General features: G+C 72.8%; 17 protein-coding genes. 2 read left to right on the top strand and 15 right to left on the bottom strand.

Annotation, left to right across the window (positions count from 1 at the left end):
* Positions 1–38 precede the first annotated feature (38 nt).
* The 13 genes from SPRI_RS28625 to SPRI_RS28560 all read right to left on the bottom strand — a co-directional run bounded on the left by SPRI_RS28625 (position 39) and on the right by SPRI_RS28560 (position 16,194).
* Entirely contained in the window at positions 39–1,070 is a 1,032-nt protein-coding gene (locus tag SPRI_RS28625; protein WP_005319254.1) for an ADP-ribosylglycohydrolase family protein, read from the bottom strand.
* Entirely contained in the window at positions 1,067–1,804 is a 738-nt protein-coding gene (locus SPRI_RS28620; protein WP_037775074.1) for an NUDIX hydrolase, read from the bottom strand. The genes SPRI_RS28625 and SPRI_RS28620 overlap by 4 nt, the downstream gene beginning before the upstream one ends.
* On the bottom strand, positions 1,801–2,871 hold the full coding sequence (locus SPRI_RS28615) for an AAA family ATPase (protein ID WP_005319249.1): 1,071 nt from the start codon (positions 2,869–2,871) through the stop codon (positions 1,801–1,803). Before SPRI_RS28615 ends, SPRI_RS28620 begins: the two co-directional genes overlap by 4 nt.
* Positions 2,868–3,512, bottom strand: coding sequence for a nicotinamide riboside transporter PnuC (pnuC, locus tag SPRI_RS28610; protein ID WP_037775072.1), 645 nt, complete (start codon positions 3,510–3,512; stop codon positions 2,868–2,870). The genes SPRI_RS28615 and pnuC overlap by 4 nt, the downstream gene beginning before the upstream one ends.
* A gap of 121 nt (positions 3,513–3,633) precedes the next feature.
* Entirely contained in the window at positions 3,634–4,740 is a 1,107-nt protein-coding gene (locus SPRI_RS28605; protein ID WP_005319243.1) for a pseudouridine synthase, read from the bottom strand.
* Positions 4,740–5,345, bottom strand: coding sequence for an SMC-Scp complex subunit ScpB (scpB, locus tag SPRI_RS28600; RefSeq protein ID WP_037775071.1), 606 nt, complete (start codon positions 5,343–5,345; stop codon positions 4,740–4,742). The genes SPRI_RS28605 and scpB overlap by 1 nt, the downstream gene beginning before the upstream one ends.
* The gene (locus tag SPRI_RS39520) at positions 5,342–6,502 is read right to left on the bottom strand and encodes a segregation and condensation protein A (protein ID WP_397941103.1); all 1,161 of its coding nucleotides are present in this window, start codon (positions 6,500–6,502) and stop codon (positions 5,342–5,344) included. The genes scpB and SPRI_RS39520 overlap by 4 nt, the downstream gene beginning before the upstream one ends.
* 533 nt (positions 6,503–7,035) lie before the next feature.
* Positions 7,036–7,647 (bottom strand): hypothetical protein, encoded by a 612-nt coding sequence (locus tag SPRI_RS28590; protein WP_078951308.1) that lies wholly within the window; start codon positions 7,645–7,647, stop codon positions 7,036–7,038.
* Positions 7,632–8,810, bottom strand: coding sequence for a ParA family protein (locus SPRI_RS28585; RefSeq protein ID WP_078535389.1), 1,179 nt, complete (start codon positions 8,808–8,810; stop codon positions 7,632–7,634). Before SPRI_RS28585 ends, SPRI_RS28590 begins: the two co-directional genes overlap by 16 nt.
* A 340-nt stretch (positions 8,811–9,150) precedes the next feature.
* Positions 9,151–10,263: an alanine dehydrogenase gene (gene ald, locus SPRI_RS28580; protein ID WP_037777018.1), complete on the bottom strand. Its 1,113-nt coding sequence runs from the start codon at positions 10,261–10,263 to the stop codon at positions 9,151–9,153.
* Positions 10,264–10,407: 144 nt separating this feature from the next.
* The gene (locus tag SPRI_RS28575; RefSeq protein ID WP_053557466.1) at positions 10,408–12,378 is read right to left on the bottom strand and encodes a tetratricopeptide repeat protein; all 1,971 of its coding nucleotides are present in this window, start codon (positions 12,376–12,378) and stop codon (positions 10,408–10,410) included.
* A 1,452-nt stretch (positions 12,379–13,830) separates the two neighbouring features.
* Complete coding sequence (locus SPRI_RS28565; RefSeq protein WP_037775064.1) at positions 13,831–14,457, bottom strand: NUDIX domain-containing protein; 627 nt, start codon at positions 14,455–14,457, stop codon at positions 13,831–13,833.
* Positions 14,458–14,544: 87 nt separating this feature from the next.
* Positions 14,545–16,194 carry a CTP synthase gene (locus tag SPRI_RS28560; protein ID WP_037775062.1) on the bottom strand — a complete coding sequence of 550 codons (1,650 nt, stop codon included), beginning with the start codon at positions 16,192–16,194 and terminating at the stop codon, positions 14,545–14,547.
* A 466-nt stretch (positions 16,195–16,660) separates the two neighbouring features.
* Between SPRI_RS28560 and SPRI_RS28555 the strand changes: the two genes are divergently transcribed.
* The gene (locus tag SPRI_RS28555; protein WP_005319214.1) at positions 16,661–18,487 is read left to right on the top strand and encodes a glycoside hydrolase family 15 protein; all 1,827 of its coding nucleotides are present in this window, start codon (positions 16,661–16,663) and stop codon (positions 18,485–18,487) included.
* Between the two features lie 48 nt (positions 18,488–18,535).
* Positions 18,536–20,158, top strand: a complete 1,623-nt coding sequence (locus SPRI_RS28550; protein ID WP_053557465.1) for a PucR family transcriptional regulator — start codon at positions 18,536–18,538, stop codon at positions 20,156–20,158.
* Between the two features lie 20 nt (positions 20,159–20,178).
* Here SPRI_RS28550 and SPRI_RS28545 read toward each other — a convergent pair whose 3' ends face one another.
* Together SPRI_RS28545 and recN are read right to left on the bottom strand one after the other, a co-directional pair.
* On the bottom strand, positions 20,179–21,264 hold the full coding sequence (locus SPRI_RS28545; protein WP_053557464.1) for a glycosyltransferase family 4 protein: 1,086 nt from the start codon (positions 21,262–21,264) through the stop codon (positions 20,179–20,181).
* A gap of 291 nt (positions 21,265–21,555) precedes the next feature.
* Positions 21,556–23,301 carry a DNA repair protein RecN gene (gene recN, locus SPRI_RS28540; protein ID WP_203227962.1) on the bottom strand — a complete coding sequence of 582 codons (1,746 nt, stop codon included), beginning with the start codon at positions 23,299–23,301 and terminating at the stop codon, positions 21,556–21,558.
* Positions 23,302–23,479: the final 178 nt, after the last annotated feature.

Here is a 23,479-nt window from a genome sequence, read left to right as displayed (position 1 = left end):
CGCGTGCCCCGTGGGGCACGGCCGGGGCCGGTCACGGCTCAGGCGTCCCAGAGCGCCCCCAGCGTCACGAGCTCCCCCCGGTACTCGATCCGGTCCGCCCACTCGCGCGGCCACGCCCCGGCGCCGAGGTGGGCGCCCGCGAACGCGCCCGCGAGGCAGGCGATCGAGTCGGAGTCGCCCTTGGTGCACGCGGCCCGGCGGAGGGCCGTGAGCGGCTCCTCGGGGAACATCAGGAAGCACAGCAGCCCCGTGGCGAGCGCCTCCTCCGCGATCCAGCCGTCGCCGGTGGCCAGGCACGGGTCGAGCTCCGGCTCGGGCGAGCGCAGGGCGGCGGCGAGCCTTTCGAGGATCTGCAGGCACTCGTCCCAGCCGCGCGCGATGAACGCCTCGGGCGTCGGGTCGTGCGAGTAGGTCCAGAGGTCGCCGAGCCAGCGGTGCAGGTACCGGCTGCGGTTCTCGTACGCGTACGAGCGCAGCTGGCCCACCAGACCGGTCGGCTCCGCCCCCTGCGCCAGCAGGAACACCGCGCGGGCCGTGAGGTCGCTCGCGGCGAGGGCGGTGGGGTGGCCGTGGGTGAGCGCGGCCTGCAACTGCGCCGCGCCGGAGCGCTGTTCCTCGCTCAGGCCCGGCACCAGACCGACGGGTGCGACGCGCATGTTGGCCCCGCAGCCCTTGGAGCCGATCTGGCTGGCCGCCTGCCACGGCAGGTCGCTGTCCAGCTTCTGGCAGGCGACCAGGCAGGTGCGGCCGGGGGCCCGGTTGTTCTCCGGCGAGTGGTACCAGGCGACGAACTCCTCCCGCACCGGCCGGACCAGCCCGGAGGCGACGAGCAGGCCGCGCGACATGGCCGTGCGGATGCCGCGCGCGAGGGCGAGGGTCATCTGGGTGTCGTCGGTGACGATCGCGGGCGTGGGGAGGTCCATCTGCCGCCACGGCCCGCACTTGGCGAGGATGGCCGGTACGTCGTTGAACTCGGTCGGGAAGCCGAGGGCGTCGCCGAGCGCGAGCCCGGTCAGCGCCCCTGTTGCGGCCTGTTTGGTGATGGTCCTGGTGCTCCTCGTCGTGGTCATGTCTGCTGCCGTCCCTCGGGTCGCAGGAGTGGTGGGTGCAGGGCGGACGCGACTCCCGCCCGGTAGAGCGCGGCCGGTTTTCCGCGGCCGCCGGTGCGGCGCGGTTCGCCCTCGACGGCCTCGACGAAGCCGGGCGTCGCCAGCACCTTCCGCCGGAAGTTGGGGCGGTCCAGTTCGACGCCCCAGACGGTCTCGTACACCTGCTGGAGCTCGCCGAGTGTGAACTCGCGCGGGCAGAAGGCGGTGGCGAGACAGGTGTACTCGAGCTTGGCGCCGATGCGGCTGTGCGCGTCGGCGAGGATCGTGTCGTGGTCGAAGGCGAGCCGCGCGGCCGAGGCGAGCGGTGTCCAGCGGGCGCGCGCCGCGTCGCCGCCGCCGCGCGGCTCGGGCAGGTCGGGTACGAGCGCGGTGTACGCCACGGACACCACCCGCATCCTCGGGTCGCGGTCCGGGTCGCTGTAGGTGCGCAGTTGCTCCAGGTGGAGGTCGGCGGCGGTCTGCTCCGTCAGGCCGGTCTCCTCGGCCAGTTCGCGCCGCGCGGCGCTCTCGGCGGACTCCCTGGGGAGCAGGAAACCGCCGGGCAGCGCCCAGGCGCCCCGGTAGGGCTCCTGGCCGCGTTCGACCAGCAGGACGTGCAGCCGGCTCTCCCTGACCGTGAAGACGGCCAGGTCGACGGTGACGGCGAACGGTTCGAAGGCGTACGGGTCGTAGCCCGCCGGACGGTTGTCGTTCATCGCTTCTCCGGGAGGGGTTCCGCGAGGTCCCAGCCCTCGGCGAGCAGTGCGTCCACGGCGGCGACCGCCGTGGCGAGCCGCCGCTCGTGCGGTCCGGTGAGCTCGACGGTGCGGCGGCCGGTGCGGGCGAGCTCCTCGCGGAAGCGGCCGGTCATCCAGGGCCGCAGGTGCTCTCCGTCGCGCAGGCCGTCGTCCTCGAAGCCGACGCCCGTGTGGTCGGTCAGCAGCCACAGGTGCTGGCGGCACGGCTCGGGTGCCACCGGGTAGGGGCCGCCCATGTACCGCTCGTGCCAGATCGTCGTGGCGAAGGCGTCGGTGTCGCAGAAGAGGACCGGCGAGCCGGCCCGCGCGGCGCGCTCCTCGAGCACCGCCTGCCGCCGTGCGATCAGCGGGAACTCATCGGAGGAGAACGCCACCTCTTCCCAGCCGGCGCCCGGCCGCCGTGCCCGCAGGGCGGCCAGCTTGTGCTCGCTGAACTCCCGTCCGTACTCCGCGACCCAGCGGGTCTGCGCCCACACGCCGCCGCGCCGCCGGTAGTGCTCGGCGAGCGCCCGGGCCATCGTGGTGGTGCCGGTCGACTCGGCGCCGAGGACGACGACCCGCCTGACGAGCGCGGCACGCACCGGCGGCTCGAGGAAGTCCCAGCAGCCGACGGGGTCCTTGCGCACGGCACTGCCGGAGACCGGGAAGACGCTCCGGTCGGGGTCGACGCAGACGGAGTCGGCGCCGAAGCGGCGGCCGAGCTCCGCGCCGTACGCCTCCGAGGTGAACACGGCGTCCACCCGGCCGGGGACGGCCGCGCGGAAGACGGCCATGTGCGCGTCCCACACGTCAGGGTCGGTCACGTCCACGGGGATGTCGTCCATGGTGCCCACGACCCGCGCCCCGGGGTGCACTTCGCGCATCCACGCCACGCGGTCGGCCAGCGGGATCGTCTCGACGGACGAGGCGCACACGAGGACGGTGAGCCGCTCGCAGCGGTCGGCAGCCGTCCGTACGAGATGGTGGTGGCCGGCGTGCGGCGGATAGAACTTGCCGAGGACCAGGCCGTGTCCGTAGCGCTTCACACCGCCACCGCCTCGCGCCGTGCGGACAGGTCGCGCGACCAGCCCCGCAGCCCGGCGACGCACAGCGCCATGAAGCCGATGTAGAGCAGGGAGGTCAGGTAGAGCTCCTTGTAGGCGTACAGCGGCACGTACACCACGTCGGCGGCGATCCACAGCCACCACGACTCCAGGCGCTTGCGGCACTGCCCGTACGTCGCCATCAGCGACAGGGCCGTCGTCAGCGCGTCCCAGAAGGGGACGGTGGAGTCCGTGGCGCCATCGAGGAGGAGGGTGAGGGCGAGTGTCCCCACCACCCCCGCCGCGAGCAGCCAGGTCCACTCGGTGCGCGTGGTGCGCCGCACCGGGAGGACGGAAGAGCCTGGTCCACCCCCGTGGGTCCAGGTCCACCAGCCGTAGGCGGCGAGGGTGATGAAGACGACCTGCAGGCCGGCGTCGGCGTACAGGCCCGCCTGGGTGAAGAGAAGGATGAAGAAGACGTTGTTGGCGATGCCGATCGGCCAGTTGGCGATGTGCTGGCGGGCGACGAGCCACACGCAGAGGGCGCCGCTGCCGAACCCGAGGAACTCGGTCCAGCTCACCGGGGTTTCGAGCACGGTGAACAGCGGCTGCTGCAGGGGCCCGAGGATGTCTGCGAGACTCACGCCCGCCTCCTTAATAGTCATCCTGACTATAAAGCAGACGCGACGGCCGCCACAAGCCTTCAACGACGACGAAGGGCCCGTGACCTGGCAGGTCACGGGCCCTTTCCGTACATTTGTGCCGTTACAGACCGACTTCCTTCATCAGCATGCCGACCTCGGTGTTGGTCAGCCGGCGCAGCCAGCCGGACTTCTGGTCGCCCAGCGCGATCGGCCCGAACGCCGTCCGCACGAGCTTGTCGACCGGGAAGCCCGCCTCGGAGAGCATGCGCCGCACGATGTGCTTGCGGCCCTCGTGCAGAGTCACCTCGACGAGGTAGTTCTTGCCGGTGTTCTCCACGACCCGGAAGTGGTCGGCGCGGGCGTAACCGTCCTCGAGCTGGATGCCCTCCTTGAGGCGCTTGCCCAGCTCCCTCGGCAGCGGACCCTGGATGGCGGCGAGGTAGGTCTTCTTCACGCCGTACTTCGGGTGGGTCAGCCGGTGGGCCAGCTCACCGTGATTGGTGAGCAGGATGATGCCCTCGGTCTCCGTGTCGAGCCGGCCGACGTGGAACAGCCGGGTCTCACGGTTGGTGACGTAGTCGCCGAGGCACTGCCGCCCGTCGGGGTCCTCCATGGTGGACACGACGCCCGCGGGCTTGTTCAGCGCGAAGAACAGGTGCGACTGGGTCGCGACCGTCAGGCCGTCGACCTTGATCTCGTCCTGCTCCGGGTCGACGCGGACACCCTGCTCGATCACGATCTTGCCGTTGACCTCGACCCGGCCGGCGTCGATCAGCTCCTCGCACGCCCGGCGCGAGCCCATGCCGGCCCGGGCGAGCACCTTCTGCAGACGCTCCCCCTCCTGGTCCCCGAAGGTCTTGGGGGTCTTGATCTCCGGCTTGTTCGCGTAACGCTCGCGGTTGCGCTCCTCGGAGCGGGCGTCGTACTCGCGCGAACGCGCGGGTGCGGTACGGCCGCCACCGCGCTGCGGCGACTGCCTCGGGCCGCCCTTGGCGCCGCCGCGGGCCGCTCCGCCGCGCCCCTTCTTGGGCGCCTCGGGGGAGCCGCCCACGTCGTAACGGCGCTCCTCGGGGCGGGGCTTCCCGGCGCGCTTCTGCTTGTCGTCGCGGTCGTTGCCGGCACCGCGGTGGTTGCCGCGCCCGCCGCCGCTGCTGCCGCGGCCGCCGCTGTTGCCACCACGGCTCCCGCCGTTGTTTCCGCTGCTGTTCCTGCCGCTGCTGCTTCGCATCAAATTTCCGTCTTGTCGTCTGCGTCCTCACGATCCGGTGCATCCGGATCGAACGACGGAACGCCTTCCTGCGTCTCGGCCTCGATCGCGTCCGCCTCCGGTAGGAAGGGCGCGAGCTCCGGAAGCTCGTCCAGGCCGCGCAGGCCCATCCGCTCCAGAAAGTAGTTCGTCGTCCTGTACAGGATCGCACCTGTTTCGGGTTCCGTGCCCGCCTCCTCGACCAGACCCCGCTGAAGGAGGGTGCGCATGACCCCGTCGCAGTTCACTCCGCGCACCGCGGAGACCCTGGAACGGCTCACCGGCTGCCGGTACGCGACGACCGCGAGGGTCTCCAGCGCGGCCTGCGTCAGCCGGGCGTGCTGTCCGTCGAGCACGAAGCGCTCGACGGCCGCGGCGTGCTCAGGGCGGCTGTAGAACCGCCAGCCGCCCGCGACGAGCCGCAGCTCGAAGCCGCGGCCCTGGATCGTGTACTCGTCCGCGAGCTCCCGCAGCGCGTCCGCGACGGCCCTCCTGGGCTGCTCCAGCACCTTGGCGAGGTGCTCCTCCGTCGCCGGCTCGTCCACGACCATGAGGACGGCCTCGAGCGCGGGCTTGAGCTCGCTCACTGCTTCTCCTCCACCACTTGATCGAACTCGTCCGTGACGGCCACCGCCCCTGCCCCGCCCCCGGCCCACACCACCGTCAGCTCGCCCAGCGCCTCCTCCTGGTCGAGCGCGACCGCCTTCTCCCGGTACAGCTCCAGCAGGGCGAGGAACCGGGCGACGACGGTCAGGGTGTCCGGAGCGTCCTCGGACAGCTCACGGAACGACGCCCTGCCCCGCTCCCTCAGCAGGGCGACCACGACCTCGGCCTGCTCCCTGACGCTGACCAGCGGGGCGTGGATGTGGTCCACGTACACCTGCGGCTTCGGCTTCGGCTGCATGGCCTTCACCGCGAGCTTGGCGAAGCCCTCCGCGCCGATGCTGATGACGACCTCGGGCAGCAGCTCCGCGAGGTGTGCCTCGAGCCCGACGGTACGGGGGTACCGCCGCGCCTCCTCTTCCAGACGCCGGTCGAAGATGTCGGCGATCTGCTTGTACGCGCGGTACTGGAGCAGCCGCGCGAAGAGCAGGTCACGGGCCTCCAGCAGCGCGAGGTCCGCCTCGTCCTCGACCTCGGCGGCGGGCAGCAGCCGGGCGGCCTTGAGATCGAGCAGCGTCGCGGCGACGACGAGGAACTCGGTGGTCTGGTCGAGGTCCCAGTCGGGCCCCATGGCCCGGATGTACGCCATGAACTCGTCGGTGACCTTGGAGAGCGCGACCTCCGTCACGTCGAGCTTGTGCTTGGAGATGAGCTGCAGCAGCAGGTCGAAGGGCCCCTCGAAGTTGACCAGCCGCACGGTGAACCGAGCGTCCCCACCACCACCGGCGACGCGCGCCTCGCTCCCGTCGCCGCCTCCGTCCCGGCCGTGCGGGCGGTCATCGTCGCCCTCGCCGTCGTGCTGCGAACGGCGCGCGGGCTCCGGGGGCTCGCCCCCGGCCCCGGACACGGACAGGACCGGGGAGCCGGTTCCCCGGGCCGGCGCGGAGGAGGCCGCCTGCGGCGACTCCAGGTCCTCGGGGCCGCGGCCGCCCTCGTCCCGGCGCGGCGATCCGTCGCCATCGCCGTCACCCGGCGTAGGGCGGTCAGGCGCCTGGGACTCGACCCTCGCCTCAGGAACGGGCGGGACAGGGGAATCGACCCCTTGAGCCGGCGCGGAGGAGGCCGCCTCCGGCGACTCCAGGTCCTCGGGGCCGTCGCCGCCCTCATCCCGGCGCGGCGATCCGTCGCCATCACCGTCACCCGGCGTAGGGCGGTCAGGCGCCTGGGACTCGACCCTCGCCTCAGGAACGGGCGGGACAGGGGAATCGACCCCTGGGGCCGGCGCGACCGAGGCCGCCTGCGGCGACTCCAGGTCCTCGGCGCCGTCACCGTCGGGCAGCGCAATGCGCTCGGGCGCGTGGGACCGGCCGGCGGCACCGGGAAGGGGTGAGGTCGGGTTCGCGTGGGCCTCGGCCCCGGTCCCGGGATCGGGCGCGACCGGGGAGCCGGTCCCCTGGGCCGGCGCGGCAGAAGCCGCCCCCGCCGGCTCGGGGCCGTCGTCCTCGCCGTCGCGCAGCTCGCGCTCCGGCGGCTCTCCCCCGACTGCCGCTCCCTGGCGCGGCGTGCCCGGGCCCCGCCCCAGGGGGCGGCGGCGGGACGGGCCGGGCGGGTCGTCGTTCGGGGGCATGGCGGTCCAGGGAGCGGGAGGAACAGGCGCGCCCGCAGGCTACCCGCTCAGCGACCCCGCAGGCGTCTCACGAGGATGCTCGCGTCGCCCCGCTGCTCAAGGTCCGCGAGGACCACCGCCACCGCCTCGCGGACGATCCGGCCGCGGTCGACGGCCAGGCCGTGCTCGCCGCGCAGCACCAGCCGCGCGTGCTCGAGGTCCATGAGTTCCTCGGCGGAGACGTAGACCGTGATCTTCTCGTCGTGGCGTTCCCGCCCGCTGGGCCGGCGGTTCGCGCCGCGTCCCCGCCTGCGCGGCGCGGCGCCCGCGGCGGGACCCGGGGCCCCGCCGTCCTGGGGGCGGCGCGCATTGGGCGTCATCGCCCGTCCGGCGGCGGCCGCGGCCTCCGTGGCCCGGCTGCGGCCCTCCTCGGAGGGTTCCGCGTCGGCCGCGGAGTGCTCCTCGGACGACGTCGCGGACGCGGAGGCCGACTCGGCCTCCGCCCCGTCCGGTTCGCCCTGCGCCGGCACCCGCGGTTCACCATTGGCGTTCGACGTGTTCTGAGCGTTGTTCGGGGTGTTGGGGTTCCCCTGCTTGCGCGGGGACGACGACTGCAGCGCCATGCCCCCGGTCGTACGGAACAGCTCGTCGGCCCCGGGCAGACTCACTCGGCGTGACACCGGGCGAGCACCTCCCTGGCGAGCTGGCGGTACGCGGCGGCGCCGACGGAGTTCGACGCGTACGTCGTGATCGGCTCACCGGCGACCGTGGTCTCCGGGAAGCGGACGGTCCGCCCGATGACCGTGTGGTAGACGTGGTCGTCGAACGCCTCGACGACCCGCGCCAGCACCTCGCGGCTGTGCACGGTCCGCGAGTCGTACATCGTGGCGAGGATGCCGTCGAGCTCGAGGTCGGGGTTGAGCCGCTCCTGGACCTTCTCGATCGTCTCGGTCAGCAGCGCGACACCGCGCAGCGCGAAGAACTCGCACTCGAGCGGCACTATCACCTTGTGCGCCGCGGTCAGCGCGTTGACGGTGAGCAGGCCGAGCGAGGGCTGACAGTCGATCACGATGTAGTCGTAGTCGGACATCAGCGGCTTCAGCGCACGCTGGAGCGTCGACTCGCGCGCGACCTCGCTCACCAGCTGCACTTCCGCGGCCGAGAGGTCGATGTTGCTCGGCAGCAGGTCCATGTTGGGCACGGCGGTCTTCAGGAGGACCTCGTCGGCCGACATGCCCCGCTCCATGAGCAGGTTGTAGACGGTGAGGTCGAGCTCCATCGGGTTGACGCCGAGGCCCACCGACAGTGCGCCCTGCGGGTCGAAGTCGACGAGCAGCACGCGCCGCCCGTACTCGGCGAGCGCGGCGCCCAGGTTGATGGTCGACGTCGTCTTGCCGACGCCGCCCTTCTGGTTGCACATCGCGATGATCTTGGCGGGGCCGTGGTCGGTCAGCGGGCCCGGGATCGGGAAGTACGGCAGCGGCCGCCCGGTGGGGCCGATCCGCTCGCGGCGCTGACGGGCAGCGTCGGGCGCGAGGGTGGCCGCGTACTCGGGATCGGGCTCGTACTCGGCATCGGGGTCGTAGAAGTGCCCCTCGGGGACTTCCTCGTAGGCGGCGAAGTGGGTGGACTCTCGGCCACTCTCGTTGCCGGCCATGGCGTTCACGTGTTGGCCGTCCATCATCTTCATCGTGTGGGCTGTCGTCATGTGCGTCGTGTGCTGGTGCGTCGCGAAGGTGCGGACAGCGACGGAGCCGACATCCTCGGGACCGGACGACGGGCCCTGGCCCGCCGGAACCGTTCCTGGCCGACCACCCCCGGGAGTAAATGTCGACTCATTCACAAGTCGTCTTACCTCCTTGGACCGTGACCAGGAAACTTATCGATAGGTCAGCGTGGCACCATGCCGACGGTTTGCGACTCTATGGCGTGTCACCGGTCCGCAGCAACACAATCCGCCGGACCCGGCCCGATGTGTCGGCAATCGAACACCTCACTGTCAAGGGCGCACAGACACTTCCGCGTGCCTCCGCCCGCACGTTTCGAGGGTTCGCGAAACGGTTAAAGGGTTACGTTCGAGGCGAGTTGAACGAGCCCCGCAAAGCGGGCGCAGACGAGTCCGGCCGGACCTTGCTGAGCAAGGTCCGGCCGGACTCGTGAGGTTGACGCCGCTGGTTGACCGCTCAGCCGAGCAGCGTGCTCAGCTCGACGCTCTCGAGGCCGTGCGCCTCGGCGACCTCACGGTAAACCACCTTGCCGTCATGGGTGTTGAGCCCCTTGGCGAGCGCCGGGTCACGGCGCAGCGCCTCGACCCAGCCGTTGTTGGCCAGCGACACGATGTAGGGCAGCGTGGCGTTGGTCAGCGCGTAGGTGGACGTGTTCGGCACCGCGCCCGGCATGTTGGCGACGCAGTAGAAGACCGAGTCGTGGACGTTGAACGTCGGCTCGGCGTGGGTGGTCGGACGGGAGTCCTCGAAGCAGCCGCCCTGATCGATTGCAATGTCGACAAGTACACTTCCGGGCTTCATCTTGGCGACGAGCTCGTTGGTGACCAGCTTCGGCGCCTTGGCTCCGGGGATCAGCACGGCGCCGATGACGAGGTCGGCCTCGACGACGGCCTTCTCCAGCTCGAAGGCGTTGGAGACGATCGTCTGCACCTTGGTGCCGAAGATCTTGTCCGCCTCGCGCAGCTTGTTGATGTCCCGGTCGAGCAGGGTCACGTGGAAGCCCATGCCGACCGCGATCTGCGTGGCGTTCCAGCCGGAGACGCCGCCGCCGATGACGACGGCCTTGCCGGCCTGGGTTCCGGGGACGCCACCGGGGAGCACGCCGCGGCCGCCGGCCGAACGCATCAGGTGGTACGCGCCGACCTGGGGGGCGAGGCGGCCCGCGACCTCGGACATCGGGGCGAGCAGCGGCAGGGCGCGGTTCACCTCGACGGTCTCGTAGGCGATCGCCGTGGTGCCGGACTCCAGCAGGGCGTCGGTGCACTCGCGGGAGGCGGCGAGGTGCAGGTAGGTGAAGAGGGTCTGGTCCTTGCGGAGGCGGTGGTACTCCTCCGCGATGGGCTCCTTGACCTTCAGCAGCAGGTCGGCGGTGGCCCAGACCTCGTCCGCGGTGGGCAGGATCTGCGCGCCGGCGGCGACGTACTCGTCGTCCGTGATCGAGGAGCCGACACCGGCGTTCTGCTCGACGAAGACCTGGTGGCCGTTGCGCACGAGCTCGTGCACGCCGGCGGGGGTGATGGCCACCCGGAACTCGTTGTTCTTGACCTCGCGGGGGATGCCGACCTTCACGTCGATCACGGTCCTTGGCTCAGGGGATGTATCGGTCGATGACGCGCGTACCCAGATGCACGCAGGCATACCGGGACACACCACGAGAAGCCGTGGCGTTGCCAGTCTAATGAAGGATTTCCCGCTGTCTAGCCTTGCAAAGCATTAACCTTCGAGCGAACTGCCACGGATTTCGTAGGTTGAATCCTCTGTTCCAAGCATTCTTTCCGCAGCGATGCGGTGCAGCCGGGCAGCCGCCGGGTCACCGAGCCGGTCGAGGGTGTCGGCAAGCCTGAGCTGCAGCGCCGCCTGGAGCCGCCCGTCCCCGGCACGACGGGCCAGGTCGACCGCGTCCTGGCAGGTGCGCAGACACTCCTCCGGCCGGCCCGCGTACTCCTGGACCCGGGCCGCCTCGCTCAACGCCCGCGCCTGGGAAGGCAGATCACCGACCTTGCGGTAGCCGGCGACAGCGGCCCGCCAGCTGCGCAGCGCCTCCCCGTACCGTCCCGCGTAGGTGTGCGCGGTGCCGAGCCTTCCGTACAGCCGCGCCTCGTCCGCGCGCTCGCCGCGTGCCTGGCGCTGCGCGAGGGCGCGGCCGTACCAGTCGGCCGCCCGCTGCCAGTCGCCCAGCTCCTGGTACGCGCCGCCTACGGATTCCATCGCGCGGCCCGTCGCGTACGGATCGTTCGCGGCACGGCCGGCGTCGAGGGCGGCCCGGTAGCGGGCCAGCGCGTCGGTGGTACGTCCGGTCTGCGCGTCCAGATCGGCGAGGTTGAGCAGCGCGGCGGCCTGCTCCCGGTGCAGTCCGCGCCGCTCGGCGACGTCGAGGACCAGTTGGTGCAGCCCGTACAGCTCGGGGGCGGCCGCCTCGGTCCCCCAATGCGCCGCCAGCGCCCTGACCAGGGCGGCGATGAGCCTGCGTGCCAGGGTGTCCAGCTCGCCGTCGTCGACGACGAGCCGGGCGGCGGCCAGCAGCTCCGGGCGGCTGGTGCGCAGCCACTCACCGGCGGCCCACGCCGAGGTGAAACGCAGGGCGCGGGGCAGGGCGGCCAGCTTCCTGCGGGCGGGGGACCCTTCCGGCTCCGTGATCGCCCGGCACGCCTGGAGCCGCCGCACGGTCCGCTCGAGCATCCTCGCCCGCGCCAGCTGCACCTCGGCGGGCCGGTCGGTGCTCTCCATCAGTGCGCGCAGCAGCGGCGCGAGCGCGCCGGGCACCTCGAAGGAGGCCCCGGTCCGGCGCAGCAGACCGAGCCCGGCGAAGCGGTCGAGCGTCTCCTGGGCGGCGGAGACGGAACATCCGGCCAGTGCGGACGCGGTGTGCGCGTCCGCACGGCCGGCGGGCGCGAGGGCCAGCAGCCGCAGCGTGCGCGCGGCCGACTGCGGCAGCGATTCGTACACCAGCCGGAAGGCCCTGGTCAGCGGCCTGGCCCCGGCCGGCCGGCCCGGGTCGTCGGGGAGTGTGCGCAGCCGCTTGGCGGCGTCGGCGACCGAGGCGTTGGGACGGGCGGCGAGCCAGCCGCCGACCAGCACCAGCGCGGCGGGCTGGCCGCCGCACTCCTCGGCGATCGCCTCCGCCGCCTGCGGGTCCACCGTGATCCGCACCGACCCGGTGAAGGTGGTGAGCAGCTCGATCGCGGCCTTGGCGTCCATGCCGCCGAGCGTGCAGGGCCGCACGTCCGGGATACCGGTCAGCGGGCCCTGGGAGACGGCGACCACCAGGCAGTCCGGGTTCTGCGGCAGCAGCAGGTCGACCTGCTCGGCGTCCGTGGCGTCGTCGACGAGCAGCAGCACCCGGCGTACGGCGAGGGCCTCACGCACCATCTCGGTCAGTTCGTCGTCGCCCGCGCCGGGGGGCGAGGCGATCCGGAGCCGGTCGAGCAGTCCGCGTGCCGCCTGGTCCATGGGGACCGGCCGGCCGTCCGGCTCGCTGAGCCGGACATGCAGGATCCCGTCGGGGTAGCGGTCGCCAAGCCTCAGGGCGAGCTGCTGGGCGAGCGCGGAGCGCCCGGAGCCGGGCCGCCCCGCGATCAGCAGCACCCGGGCGCGGGGCGCCTTGCGGCCGGCGATCGTGTCGAGCCCGGCGCGCTCGATGTCGGCGACGAGCGCCTTCAGCTCCCGCTGCCGCCCGAAGAACACCCCACCGGAGTGCGCGCCGTCCGCCCGGGCCGCCCCGGACTGCCGCGGACCTGGGGCGGGGCCGGCGTGGGGACCCACCGCGGGGTCGGCGTGGGGACCGACCGCCGGACCCCCCGCGGGGCCGGCGCCGGGTTCGTCCGCAGGACCGGCGACGGGACCGGGCTCATGACCGGTCCGTCCGGGACCAACCGCCCCGGGACCAGCAGCCACGGCCGCCTCACCCGCCTGCGCTGAGGCATCCACACCGCACGGCCCTCCGGCCCCTTGAAGCCCACCGGCTTCCGGGCCGAACTCCCTCGCCCCGGCGACCCCCGCAAAACCGGGCTCCGCAGATTCGTCCGCAAGACCGGCGACGGGACCGGACTCATGACCGGTCCGTCCGGGACCACCCGCCCCGGGACCAGCAGCCCCGTCCGCCTCACCCGCCTGCGCTGCGGCATCCACACCGCACGGCCCTCCGGGCCCCTGAAGCCCACCGGCTTCCGGGCCGAACTCCCTCGCCCCGGCGACCCCCGCAAAACCGGGCTCCGCAGGTTCATCCGCAGGACCGGCGACGGGACCGGACTCATGACCGGTCCGTCCGGGACCACCCGCCCCGGGACCGGCAGCCCCGGCCGCCTCACCCGCCCGCGGGAAGGCATCGACGCCGCGCGGCCCTCCGGAGCCCTGAAGCCCACCGGCTTCGGGGCCGGGGTCCCTCGCCCCGGCGAGCCCCGCAGGATTCGGCTCCGCAGGTTCGTCCGCAGGACCGACGACGGGACCGGACTCATGACCGGTCCGTCCGGGACCACCCGCCCCGGGACCGGCAGCCCCGGCCGCCTCACCCGCCCGCGGGAAGGCATCGACGCCGCCCGGCCCTCCGGACTCTTGAAGCCCACCGGCTTCCGGGCCGGGGTCCCTCGCCCCGGCGACCCCCGCAAAACCGGGCTCCGCAGGTTCGTCCGCCTCGAACGGAGCGTCCGTCACCGGCGCGGAAGCGGTCGGCCCGGAGGCGGCGTCTCGCGCTTCCTCCGGAGCGACCGCGGACGGAGCGTCCGCCGCCGGTGCGGCAAGGTCCGCCTCCCCCGGAGCGACCGCGACAGACGCGGCCGCCTTTTCGGAGGCGTCGGCGGTCGGCTCCGCATCCGCGTCGGGAACGGCCGGTGTCCGGGTCAGGGAGACGACACGGGATCCCGCTTCCGCCGAGGGCTCCGAGCGGTCGTCGGGCCCCTTGGGGCGGTGGGCCGGCTCAGGAGGGGCCGACCGGTCGGGGCCGTCCAAGTCCAGCGCCTGATCCGTCACGGGCCACGCTCCACTCCGCCGTGTACGAGCCGAGCCCGGCGGGGCTCCGCGCGGGCGATTCGAGCGTAGTTCACGCTCTGCGACGATCCGTGCGGAGCACGGCGCAGTCGTCGCCCGATCGGATCAGCGGATCGTCACATCACATACGGCCACACGGGGTGGTCACGGTGATCACGCCACGAAGGGCCGCGCCGGCCACGGCGCCTCCGCGGGGCGCAGCGCGTCGAAGCCCTCGCCCCCACGGGCCGCCACCGCGGACAGCACGCCTACCACCAGACACGTGTTGTGGAGATCCCCGGCGAGCACGCCCTGGACCAGTTCGTCGAGCGGCACCCTGGCCAGCTCCATGTCGGCCTCCTCCTCGGAGACCTCGAAACGGTCGCCTTCGGCCTCGGACAGCTCCCGGGCCAGGAAGATCCGCACCGCCTCGTCGCAGCCGCCGGGGGTGGTGTAGACGTCGGAGAGCACCCGCCAGTCCTCCGCCTTGACGTGCGCCTCCTCGTACAGCTCCCGCTGCGCGGCGTGCAGCGGGTTCTCCCCCGGCACGTCCAGCAGCCCGGCCGGGATCTCCCACAGCTTCTGCCGCACGGGGTGCCGGTACTGGCGGAGCACGAGGACCCGGCCCTCGCCGTCGAGGGCGAGCACGGCGACCGACCCCGGGTGCACCTGGTAGTCACGCTTGACGACCGTGCCGTCGGGCATGACGACGTCGTCGGTGCGGACGCTGGTCTTGTTGCCCCGGAACGGTGTCGTGGTCGCGGTGACCTGCCACTGCTCGGGCGTGTCCTTGATGGCCATCGAAAGCGTCCTTCCACCCACACAACGGAAACCGGGGTACCGACCCGTCACAGGTCCGTACCCCGGTCAACCGTATCGTCTGCCGTGTCACTGACCGGACTTGCGCTCCACGGCCGCCTTCACCAGACCGGCGAAGAGAGGGTGCGGACGCGTCGGGCGGGACCGCAGCTCCGGGTGGGCCTGGGTGGCGACGAGGTACGGGTGCACCTCACGCGGGTACTCGACGTACTCGACGAGCCGGTTGTCGGGCGACGTACCGGAGAAGAGGATGCCCGCCTTCTTCTCGAGCTCCGCGCGGTAGGCGTTGTTCACCTCGTAGCGGTGACGGTGGCGCTCCTCGACGTAGGGCTCGTCGGCGTAGACCTCGCGGACGATGGAGCCCTCCGCGAGCTTCGCCGGGTACAGACCGAGACGCATGGTGCCGCCGAGGTCGCCGGCGCCCTCGACGTAGGCCAGCTGCTCCTCCATGGTGGAGATCACCGGGTGCGCGGTGGCCGCGTCGAACTCGGTGGAGTTGGCGTCGGGGATCTCCGCCAGGTTGCGCGCGGCCTCGATGACGATGCACTGCAGGCCCAGGCAGAGGCCGAGCAGCGGGATCTTGTTCTCGCGGGCGTACTGGATGGCGCCGACCTTGCCGTTGACGCCGCGCTCGCCGAAGCCGCCGGGGATGACGATCGCGTCGACGTCGCCGAGCTGCTTCGCGGCGCCCGCCGGGGTCTTGCAGTCGTCGGAGGTGACCCACTTGACCTGGACACGGGCCTTGTTGGCGAAACCGCCGGCGCGCATGGCCTCGGTCACCGACAGATAGGCGTCGGGCAGGTCGATGTACTTGCCGACGAGCGCGACGGTGACCTCGTGGTCGGGGTTGTGGACCCGGTCGAGCAGGTCCTCCCAGACCGTCCAGTCGACGTCGCGGAACGGCAGGTCGAGCTTGCGCACGACATAGGCGTCCAGGCCCTCGGTGTGCAGGACCTTCGGGATGTCGTAGATCGACTTGGCGTCGATGGCGGCGACGACCGCGGCCTCGTCGACGTCGCACATCAGCGAGATCTTGCGCTTGATCGCGGTCGGCACGTCACGGTCGGCGCGCAGCACGATCGCGTCGGGCTGGATACCGATGTTGCGCAGAGCGGCGACCGAGTGCTGGGTCGGCTTGGTCTTCAGCTCGCCGGAGGGACCGATGTAGGGCAGCAGCGAGATGTGCACGACGAAGACGTTGTCCCGGCCCACCTCGTGGCGGACCTGGCGGACGGTCTCCAGGAACGGCAGCGATTCGATGTCGCCGACGGTGCCGCCGACCTCGGTGATGACCACGTCGACGTCGTCGGTCGCCATCCTGCGGATGCGGGACTTGATCTCGTTGGTGATGTGCGGGATGACCTGCACGGTGTCACCGAGGTACTCGCCGCGCCGCTCCTTGGCGATGACCTGCGAGTAGACCTGGCCGGTGGTGACGTTGGCCGAGCCGTCGAGGTCGACGTCGAGGAAGCGCTCGTAGTGGCCGATGTCCAGGTCGGTCTCCGCGCCGTCGTTGGTGACGAACACCTCACCGTGCTGGAACGGGTTCATCGTGCCCGGGTCGACGTTCAGGTACGGGTCGAGCTTCTGCATGGTGACCCGCAGGCCCCGTGCCTTGAGCAGCGCACCCAGGCTGGAGGCCGTGAGGCCCTTGCCGAGGGAGGAGGCGACACCCCCGGTGACGAAGATGTGCTTGGTCGTCATGGATTTGGGCGGCATCGCCAAGAGGGGGCTCCCGTGGTCGCGTAGTGAGGTGCGTACCGGCCACCCGGATTCGGGGGCGCCGTCGCTGCGGTTTCGGGGCCTTCCGGCCACCGGTCCACGGGGTACCAGGGTATCAGCGCCGGGGGTGGGCCGCCGCCCGGCCACGCCCACGTACGCGTCCCGCCGGTGCCGGAGGTACCGTGACCACAACGCGCGGGAACCGCTCACCGCGGCCCACGTGCCGCTCACCCGTTCGCCGCACCTGTGTTGCGGGACACCGACACAGATCGCCGACGTGCGTCGTATCCTGCTCGGAAACTCGCTGCCGAGCCGGACCTGTGAACGGACACCATCCCCAGACCGTCACCCGGAACACGGCGCCCCCCACCAGGCATGTGGCAACACCTCCCGCGTGGTGTTTTTGGGGTCGTCGCGGCTTGTCAACGACCCTTGACCGCAGTAAGCGCCCCGCGGGGCGGACATGGCCGTTCGACTGGAGATGCACGTGGCCGGGCGCATCGAGGATTACGCACTCATCGGAGACATGCAGACCGCAGCACTGGTCTGCCGGGACGGCACGGTGGACTGGCTGTGCCTGCCCCGCTTCGACTCGCAGGCCATTTTCGCCGGGCTGCTCGGCACGGAGGAACACGGTTTCTGGCGACTGGGCCCCGCGTTCGAGTCGCACAGCGGCGCCCCGGCCGCGACCCGTCGCACCTACCGCGGCGACTCGCTGATCCTCGAATCCGAGTGGGACACCCCCCGGGGCACGGTCCGGGTGACGGATTTCATGCCGCCGCGTGACGGCGCGCCGCAGCTGATCCGGATCGTCGAGGGCGTCTCAGGGCGGGTGCGGATGCGCTCCGCGCTGCGGATGCGTTTCAGCTACGGCCGGATCGTGCCGTGGGTCCACAAGGTCGACAACCGCACGGTCGGCGTCGCCGGACCCGACTCGGTGTGGCTCGACGCTGACACCGACACGTACGGCAAGGACCTCACGACCTACTCCGACTTCACTGTCGGCCCCGGCGACCGGATCACCTTCACGCTCAGCTGGCAGCCCTCGCACAAGGAGCCGCCGGCCCTCCCGGACCCGGCGGGCGCGCTGGAGGCCACCGCCGATTTCTGGCGGGAGTGGGTGGACCACTGCACGTACCACGGCCCGTACCGCGAGGCCGTGGTCCGCTCGCTGATCACGCTGAAGGCGCTGACGTACGCGCCGACCGGCGGGATCGTCGCGGCGCCGACCACCTCGCTGCCGGAGGAGATCGGCGGCGTCCGTAACTGGGACTACCGCTACACCTGGCTGCGGGACGCGGCGATCACCCTGTCCTCCCTGCTGCGCACCGGCTACCGCGACGAGGCCCGCGCCTGGCGCGAGTGGCTGCTGCGGGCCGTCGCCGGCGACCCCGAGAACCTGCAGATCATGTACGGCATCGCGGGCGAACGCGAGCTGGGCGAGGCGGAGCTCGACTGGCTGCCCGGCTACGAGAACTCGGGTCCGGTGCGCGTCGGCAACGGCGCCGCGCACCAGCTCCAGCTCGACGTGTACGGCGAGGTCACCGAGGCCCTGCACCTCGCGCACATGACCGGCCTCGCACGCAACGACTACGCCTCGCTGCTCCAGCTGAAGCTGATCCGCTACCTGGAGAAGCACTGGAACCAGCCGGACGAGGGCATCTGGGAGGTCCGCGGGCCGCGCAGGCACTTCGTCCACTCCAAGGTGATGGCGTGGGTCGCGGTCGACCGGACCATCAAGCTGATCGAGTCCGGCGACGCGGACGGGCCGCTGGAGCGCTGGCGCGACCTGCGCGACGAGATCCACCGCGACGTCTGCGAGAAGGGTTACGACGCCGAGCGGAACACCTTCACCCAGTCCTACGGCTCCAAGGAACTGGACGCCTCCCTGCTGCTGATCCCGCAGATGGGCTTCCTGCCGCCCGACGACAAGCGGGTCATCGGCACGATCGAGGCGATCCAGCGCGAGCTGTCCACCGAGGACGGCTTCATCCTGCGCTACCCGACCGAGGGCGCGCACGAAGGCGTCGACGGTCTGCCCGGCGACGAAGGCGCGTTCCTGGCCTGCTCGTTCTGGATGGCGGACGACCTGGCGATGATCGGACGGGTGGACGAGGCGCGGCGGCTGTTCGAGAAGCTGCTGTCGCTCCGCAACGATCTCGGGCTGCTCGCGGAGGAGTGGGACCCGAGGCTGCAGCGGCAGGTGGGCAACTTCCCGCAGGCCTTCAGCCATGTCCCCCTGATCGACACGGCGCTGCGGCTCACCGCGTCCGGCGCCTACGGCGGCTAGGAGCCTGCTGTTGTCCTTCGAACTGTCGCCCCGGTAGCGTCCCCGGCCATGGAAACGCAGGGCGGCATCACCGTGCGGCGGGCGCTGGAACTTCCGGGCCTCCGCAGTGGACTCCCGGAGGTGCTGGCCGGCGCCGACCGGCTGGAACGCACCGTGCGCTGGGTCCACGCCGGTGAGGTGCCCAACATCGCCTCCCTCCTCAAGGGCGGTGAGCTGCTGCTGACGACGGGTCTCGGCCTCGGGACCCGTCCGGTGGAGCAGCGGGCGTTCGTCCACCGGCTCGCGGAGCGCGGCATCGCGGCCCTGGTGGTCGAGCTGGGACCCCGTTTCTCCCGGCTGCCGGCCTCGATCGTGGAGGCGGCGCGGGCGGCCGGTCTGCCGCTGGTGCAGCTGCACCGCGAGGTGCCGTTCGTCACGGTCACCGAGGAGATCCACACCGAGATCGTCAACGGCCACTACGCGCTGCTCCAGCAGGCGGAGGAAGTGCACCGCCGCTGCACCGAGGCCCTCCTCGGCGGCGGCGGGATCCCGCAGGTGCTCGCGATCCTCGCGTCCTTCACCGGCGACCCGGTGTTCCTCGAGACCCCCGACGGACAGCTCCTGTACGCGGCGGACACCCCCGGCGGCGAACCGGCCGCCGCCGACCCCCTCCAGGTGTGGCAAGGGCTGCGGGGCGGCAGGCAGGACGGTCCCCCGGCGAACGCGGTCCTCGTCGACGTGCCCGGCGGCGGACGAGGCGCGGGTGCGGTCCGTGCCCGGCTGGTGCTGCTGGCCGTCTCCTCCCCGGTGCTGCCGGTGCACCGGATGGCCGCCGAGCGGGCGGCCGGCATCCTCGCCGTCGTGCTGATGCAGGCGCGCCAGGAGGAGGAGCTCGCGGCACGGGGACGGGGCGACTTCCTGACCGACCTGGCCGAGGGCCGCATCGCTCCGGAGGACGCGCCCGCCCAGGCCAGGGTCCTCGGCTTCAAACCGGGCGCGGGCACGCTACTGCCGGTGGTGATGCGGCTCGCGGCGGAGCTGACGCCCAGCGGCAACTGGTCCATGCTGGCACGGGCCGTCTCAGAGGAGCTGTCGTCGCTCGGCGTGCCGGTGCTGCTCGGCGTACGGCCGGTCGAGGGCCGGGTGCCGCTCCTCGTCGGACTGCGCGCGGAGGGCGACCGGACCGCCGTCGCGGACCGGGTGGCCCAGGCGCTGCGCGCCGGGGTGGCACGTGCCGGACTGGAGAGGGCCGGCGCCCATCCGCCGGTCGTCGTGGTCGCCGCCGCGGGCGGGTGGGCCGCGTCCGGCGCCGCGCTGCGCCACGCCGCGGAGACGGCCGCCGCGGCGCAGGGACTGGACGACCGGCCCTGGTACGACGCTCGCCGCCTCGACATCGACCTGCTGCTGTGGCGGCTGCGGGAGCACCCGGACCTGGCGGCGTTCGTCGACCGTGCGATCGGGCCCCTCAGGGCCCATGACGCGACGTCACGCCCTCCGCTGCTCCCCACCCTGGAGACGTATCTGGCCCATGCGGGCCGCAAGGCGGAGACGGCGCGGGAGCTGCATCTGAACCGTCAGACCCTCTACAACCGGCTGGCCAGGATCGGGGAACTGCTGGGCACCGACCTGGAGGACCCGGAGACGGTCCTGGCCCTCAGCCTGGCGCTACGGGCCCGCCGTCACACCCGCTGAGAGGGGCGAGCGGGGCGCTGCTACGAGGCGGGGAACGCCAACTCGTCGTAGACGCTGAGCACTTGCGCGACCGTCTCGTCCTCCGTCGGCCACGTCGCCGCCTGCGCCTGCCCCGCCTGTGAGAGCCACGCCCGGCGCGCCGGGTCCGCCAGCAGGCGGCTCACCGCGGCCGACAGGGCGACGGGGTCCCCGTAAGGGACCAGCTCCGCGGCTTCCCCGACCAGTTCCGGCACCCCGCCGACCGCCGTGGCGACCAGCGGGACGCCCAGCCGCAGCGCCTCCTGGGCGAGCAGGGAACGGGCCTCCCACCGGGAGGGCAGTACCGCCACGTCCGCCGCGGCCAGCAGCGCGGGGACGTCGTCGTGCCGGCCGAGGAGGCGGACCTGCAACTCCTCTGCCGTGATACGGCGCTGGAGCGCGGCCCGTTCCGGCCCCTCCCCCGCGATGAGCAGCAGCGGCGCCGGGTCCAGGCCGCTCCAGGGCCCGGCGGCGTCGAGCAGCGTCCCGTAGCCGCGGTGCCGTTCGAGGCTGCCCACGGCAAGGAGTAACGGGCGCCCCAGGACGCCCAGTTCGGCGCGCAGCTTCGCGTCCCGCGCGGCCAGGACCTGCGGGGCGGGGGTCGCAGGCGGGGCGAGCCTGGCGTCGCGCGCGCCGCAGGCGCGCGCCCGGTCGACCAGCTCGGAGCAGGTACCGAGGACAACCGCCGCCGCACGCACGGCCCTTCGCTCGAGCAGCCGCTGGACGGCCGCCTTGGCGCCTTCCGCCCGGTTCGTCGTGTGCCAGGTGACGACGAGCGGTGTGCGGGAGCGCTGCGCGCCGAGGGCGAGCGAGGCGCGCACGGCGGCGTGGAGCCCGTGGGCGTGGACCACGTCCGCGCCGGCGCACGCCGCGCGGAGTGCGCCGACGGCCGGCGGGTCGCTCCTGCGCGGGACGGGCGCGAAGTGCGCGCCGGCGCCCCGGAAGTCGTAGATGTCGTCGATATGGGCGGGCGCGCACACCGTCACCCGCACGCCCCGTGCCACCAGCCCCGCGGCCAGCGACCTGACGTGCGCGCCGCTGCCCGCACTGCCGCCGCCCAGCACTTGGACCGTATGCAGCTGTGTCACCCGCCAAGGATGCCAGTCCGTACGGACGTTCCGGCACCGTCCGGGTGTCGTGCCCGTGTACGTACGCGGCTCCGGCGGACCGGGATCACTCACATGGGTGAGCCCACAACGGGGCTGACCTCGGCCGAGTACCCGGCGGATGCGGCCCGTGCCTCTCCGCGACGCCCTCAAGAGCGACTTGAAGCACGGACCCGGCGCGCCCGCCCCCGGCGGGCGCGCCGGGACAGGAGCGCCGGGACAGGAGCGCCGGGGCGGGAGCGCCGGAGCCCCCGCGCATGTTCCAGGAAGCGCCTAGACGTCGGCGCGGGCCGTCGCCAGCAACTCCTCCGCGTGGGCGCGGGCGGTCTCCGAGTCCTCCTGCCCGGCCAGCATCCGCGACAGCTCCCGCACCCGGTCCTCGCCCTCGAGCACCGTGACACCGCTGCGCGTGACCGTGCCGTCGTTGGTCTTCTCCACCAGCAGCTGGCGGTCCGCGAACGCCGCCACCTGCGGCAGGTGCGTCACCACCACCACCTGCGCCGACTTCGCCAGCTTGGCGAGCCGGCGGCCGATCTCGACCGCCGCCTTGCCGCCGACTCCCGCGTCGACCTCGTCGAAGAGGTACGTCGGCACGGGATCGGTCCCGGCGAAGACGACCTCGACCGCGAGCATCACCCGGGACAGCTCACCGCCGGAAGCACCCTTGGCGATGGGCCGCGGCGAGGCGCCGGGGTGCGGGGCCAGGAGCAGTTCGACCTCGTCGACGCCGGAGGGCCCGTACGCCACGGAACGGCCGCCGACCTCGACGCCCGAGGCCTCGTCGGCGGCCTCCGTCTGCCGGACCGCGAACGACACCCGCGCGTGCGGCATCGCGAGCGAGGCGAGTTCCTCCGTGACGGCCTCGGCGAACCGCGCGGCCGCCTCCGTGCGGGCGTCGGTCAACGCCTGGGCGAGGCCCGACAGCTCGGCGCGCAGCGCGTCCCGTTCGGCCGTCAGCTCGCCGATGCGGTCGTCGTCGCTGTCGAGCTCGGTGAGCCGGACCGCGCCCTCCTCCGCCCAGGCGAGCACGGCGGCGACGTCCTCGCCGTACTTGCGGGTCAGCTGCGTCAGTGCCGCCCGGCGCTCCTCCACCGCGGCCAGCCGCAGCGGGTCGGCGTCCAGGTTGTCGGCGTATCCGGCGAGCTCGCCGGCCACGTCACCGAGGAGGATGGAGATCTCGCCGATCCGGTCGGCGAGCGCCGCCAGCGCCGGATCGTGGGACCGTACGGCCTCCAGCGCCCGTCCCGCGCCCGCGACCAGGGTCGTGGCGTCGACGACCTCCGGGTCCTCCGGGTTGCCCGCGAGGCCCGCGTGCGCGACCGAGGCGGCCGACGCGAGCGCTTCCGCGTGGCCCAGCCGCTCCGCCTCCGCCGCCAGTTCGACGTCCTCACCGGCGCGGGGTTCCACGGCGGCGATCTCGTTCAGGCCGAAGCGCAGCAGGCCCGCCTCCTGGGCCCGCTCGCGTGCCCGCGTGGTCAGCTCCTCGAGCTCCGTACTGACGGCCCGCAGCCGCCGGTAGGCGGCCGCGTACTTGGCGTGCGGGACGGCGACGGCGTCACCCGCGTACCTGTCCAGCGCCTCACGCTGCCTGGCGGGCCGCAGCAGGCCCTGCTGGTCGGTCTGGCCGTGCACGGCCACGAGCTCGTCGGCGAGCTCGGCCAGCATGCCCACCGGCACGGAGCGCCCGCCGAGATGCGCCCGCGAGCGCCCCTCCGCGGAAACGGTCCGGCTGACGAGCAGCGTGCCGTCGTCGAGCTCGGCGCCCGCCTCCTCCGCGCGCAGCGCGGCCGGGGCGTCGGGGGACACCCTGATCCGCCCCTCCACGACCGCCGACTTCGCGCCGATCCGCACCAGAGCCGGATCGGCCCGTCCGCCGAGCAGCAGCCCCAGGCTGGTGACGACCATGGTCTTGCCGGCGCCCGTCTCGCCGGTCACCGCTGTGAATCCGGGCGACAGCTCGACAACAGCGTCGTCGATGACCCCGAGTGACCGTATCCGCATCTCCTCCAACACGGACACGACCATACGAGGTCCGGCCCCCGGTGTGCGACGGGCCCCGGCGTCCGATTCACTCTCCCGGGCAATACCGGAGCCCCGGGAAGGCGCGCCGGGGACCGCCGCGGCCCGTCACCGTCCGTGCCGACGGGCAGGCCCCGGCCGCAGGCGGTGCCGTGGCGCGAGCGCCCCCGCGGCCCCG

The organism is Streptomyces pristinaespiralis (assembly GCF_001278075.1).
In the GTDB taxonomy this organism is placed as follows: Bacteria; Actinomycetota; Actinomycetes; order Streptomycetales; family Streptomycetaceae; genus Streptomyces; species Streptomyces pristinaespiralis.
This window is presented reverse-complemented; position numbering and strand designations above follow the sequence as displayed.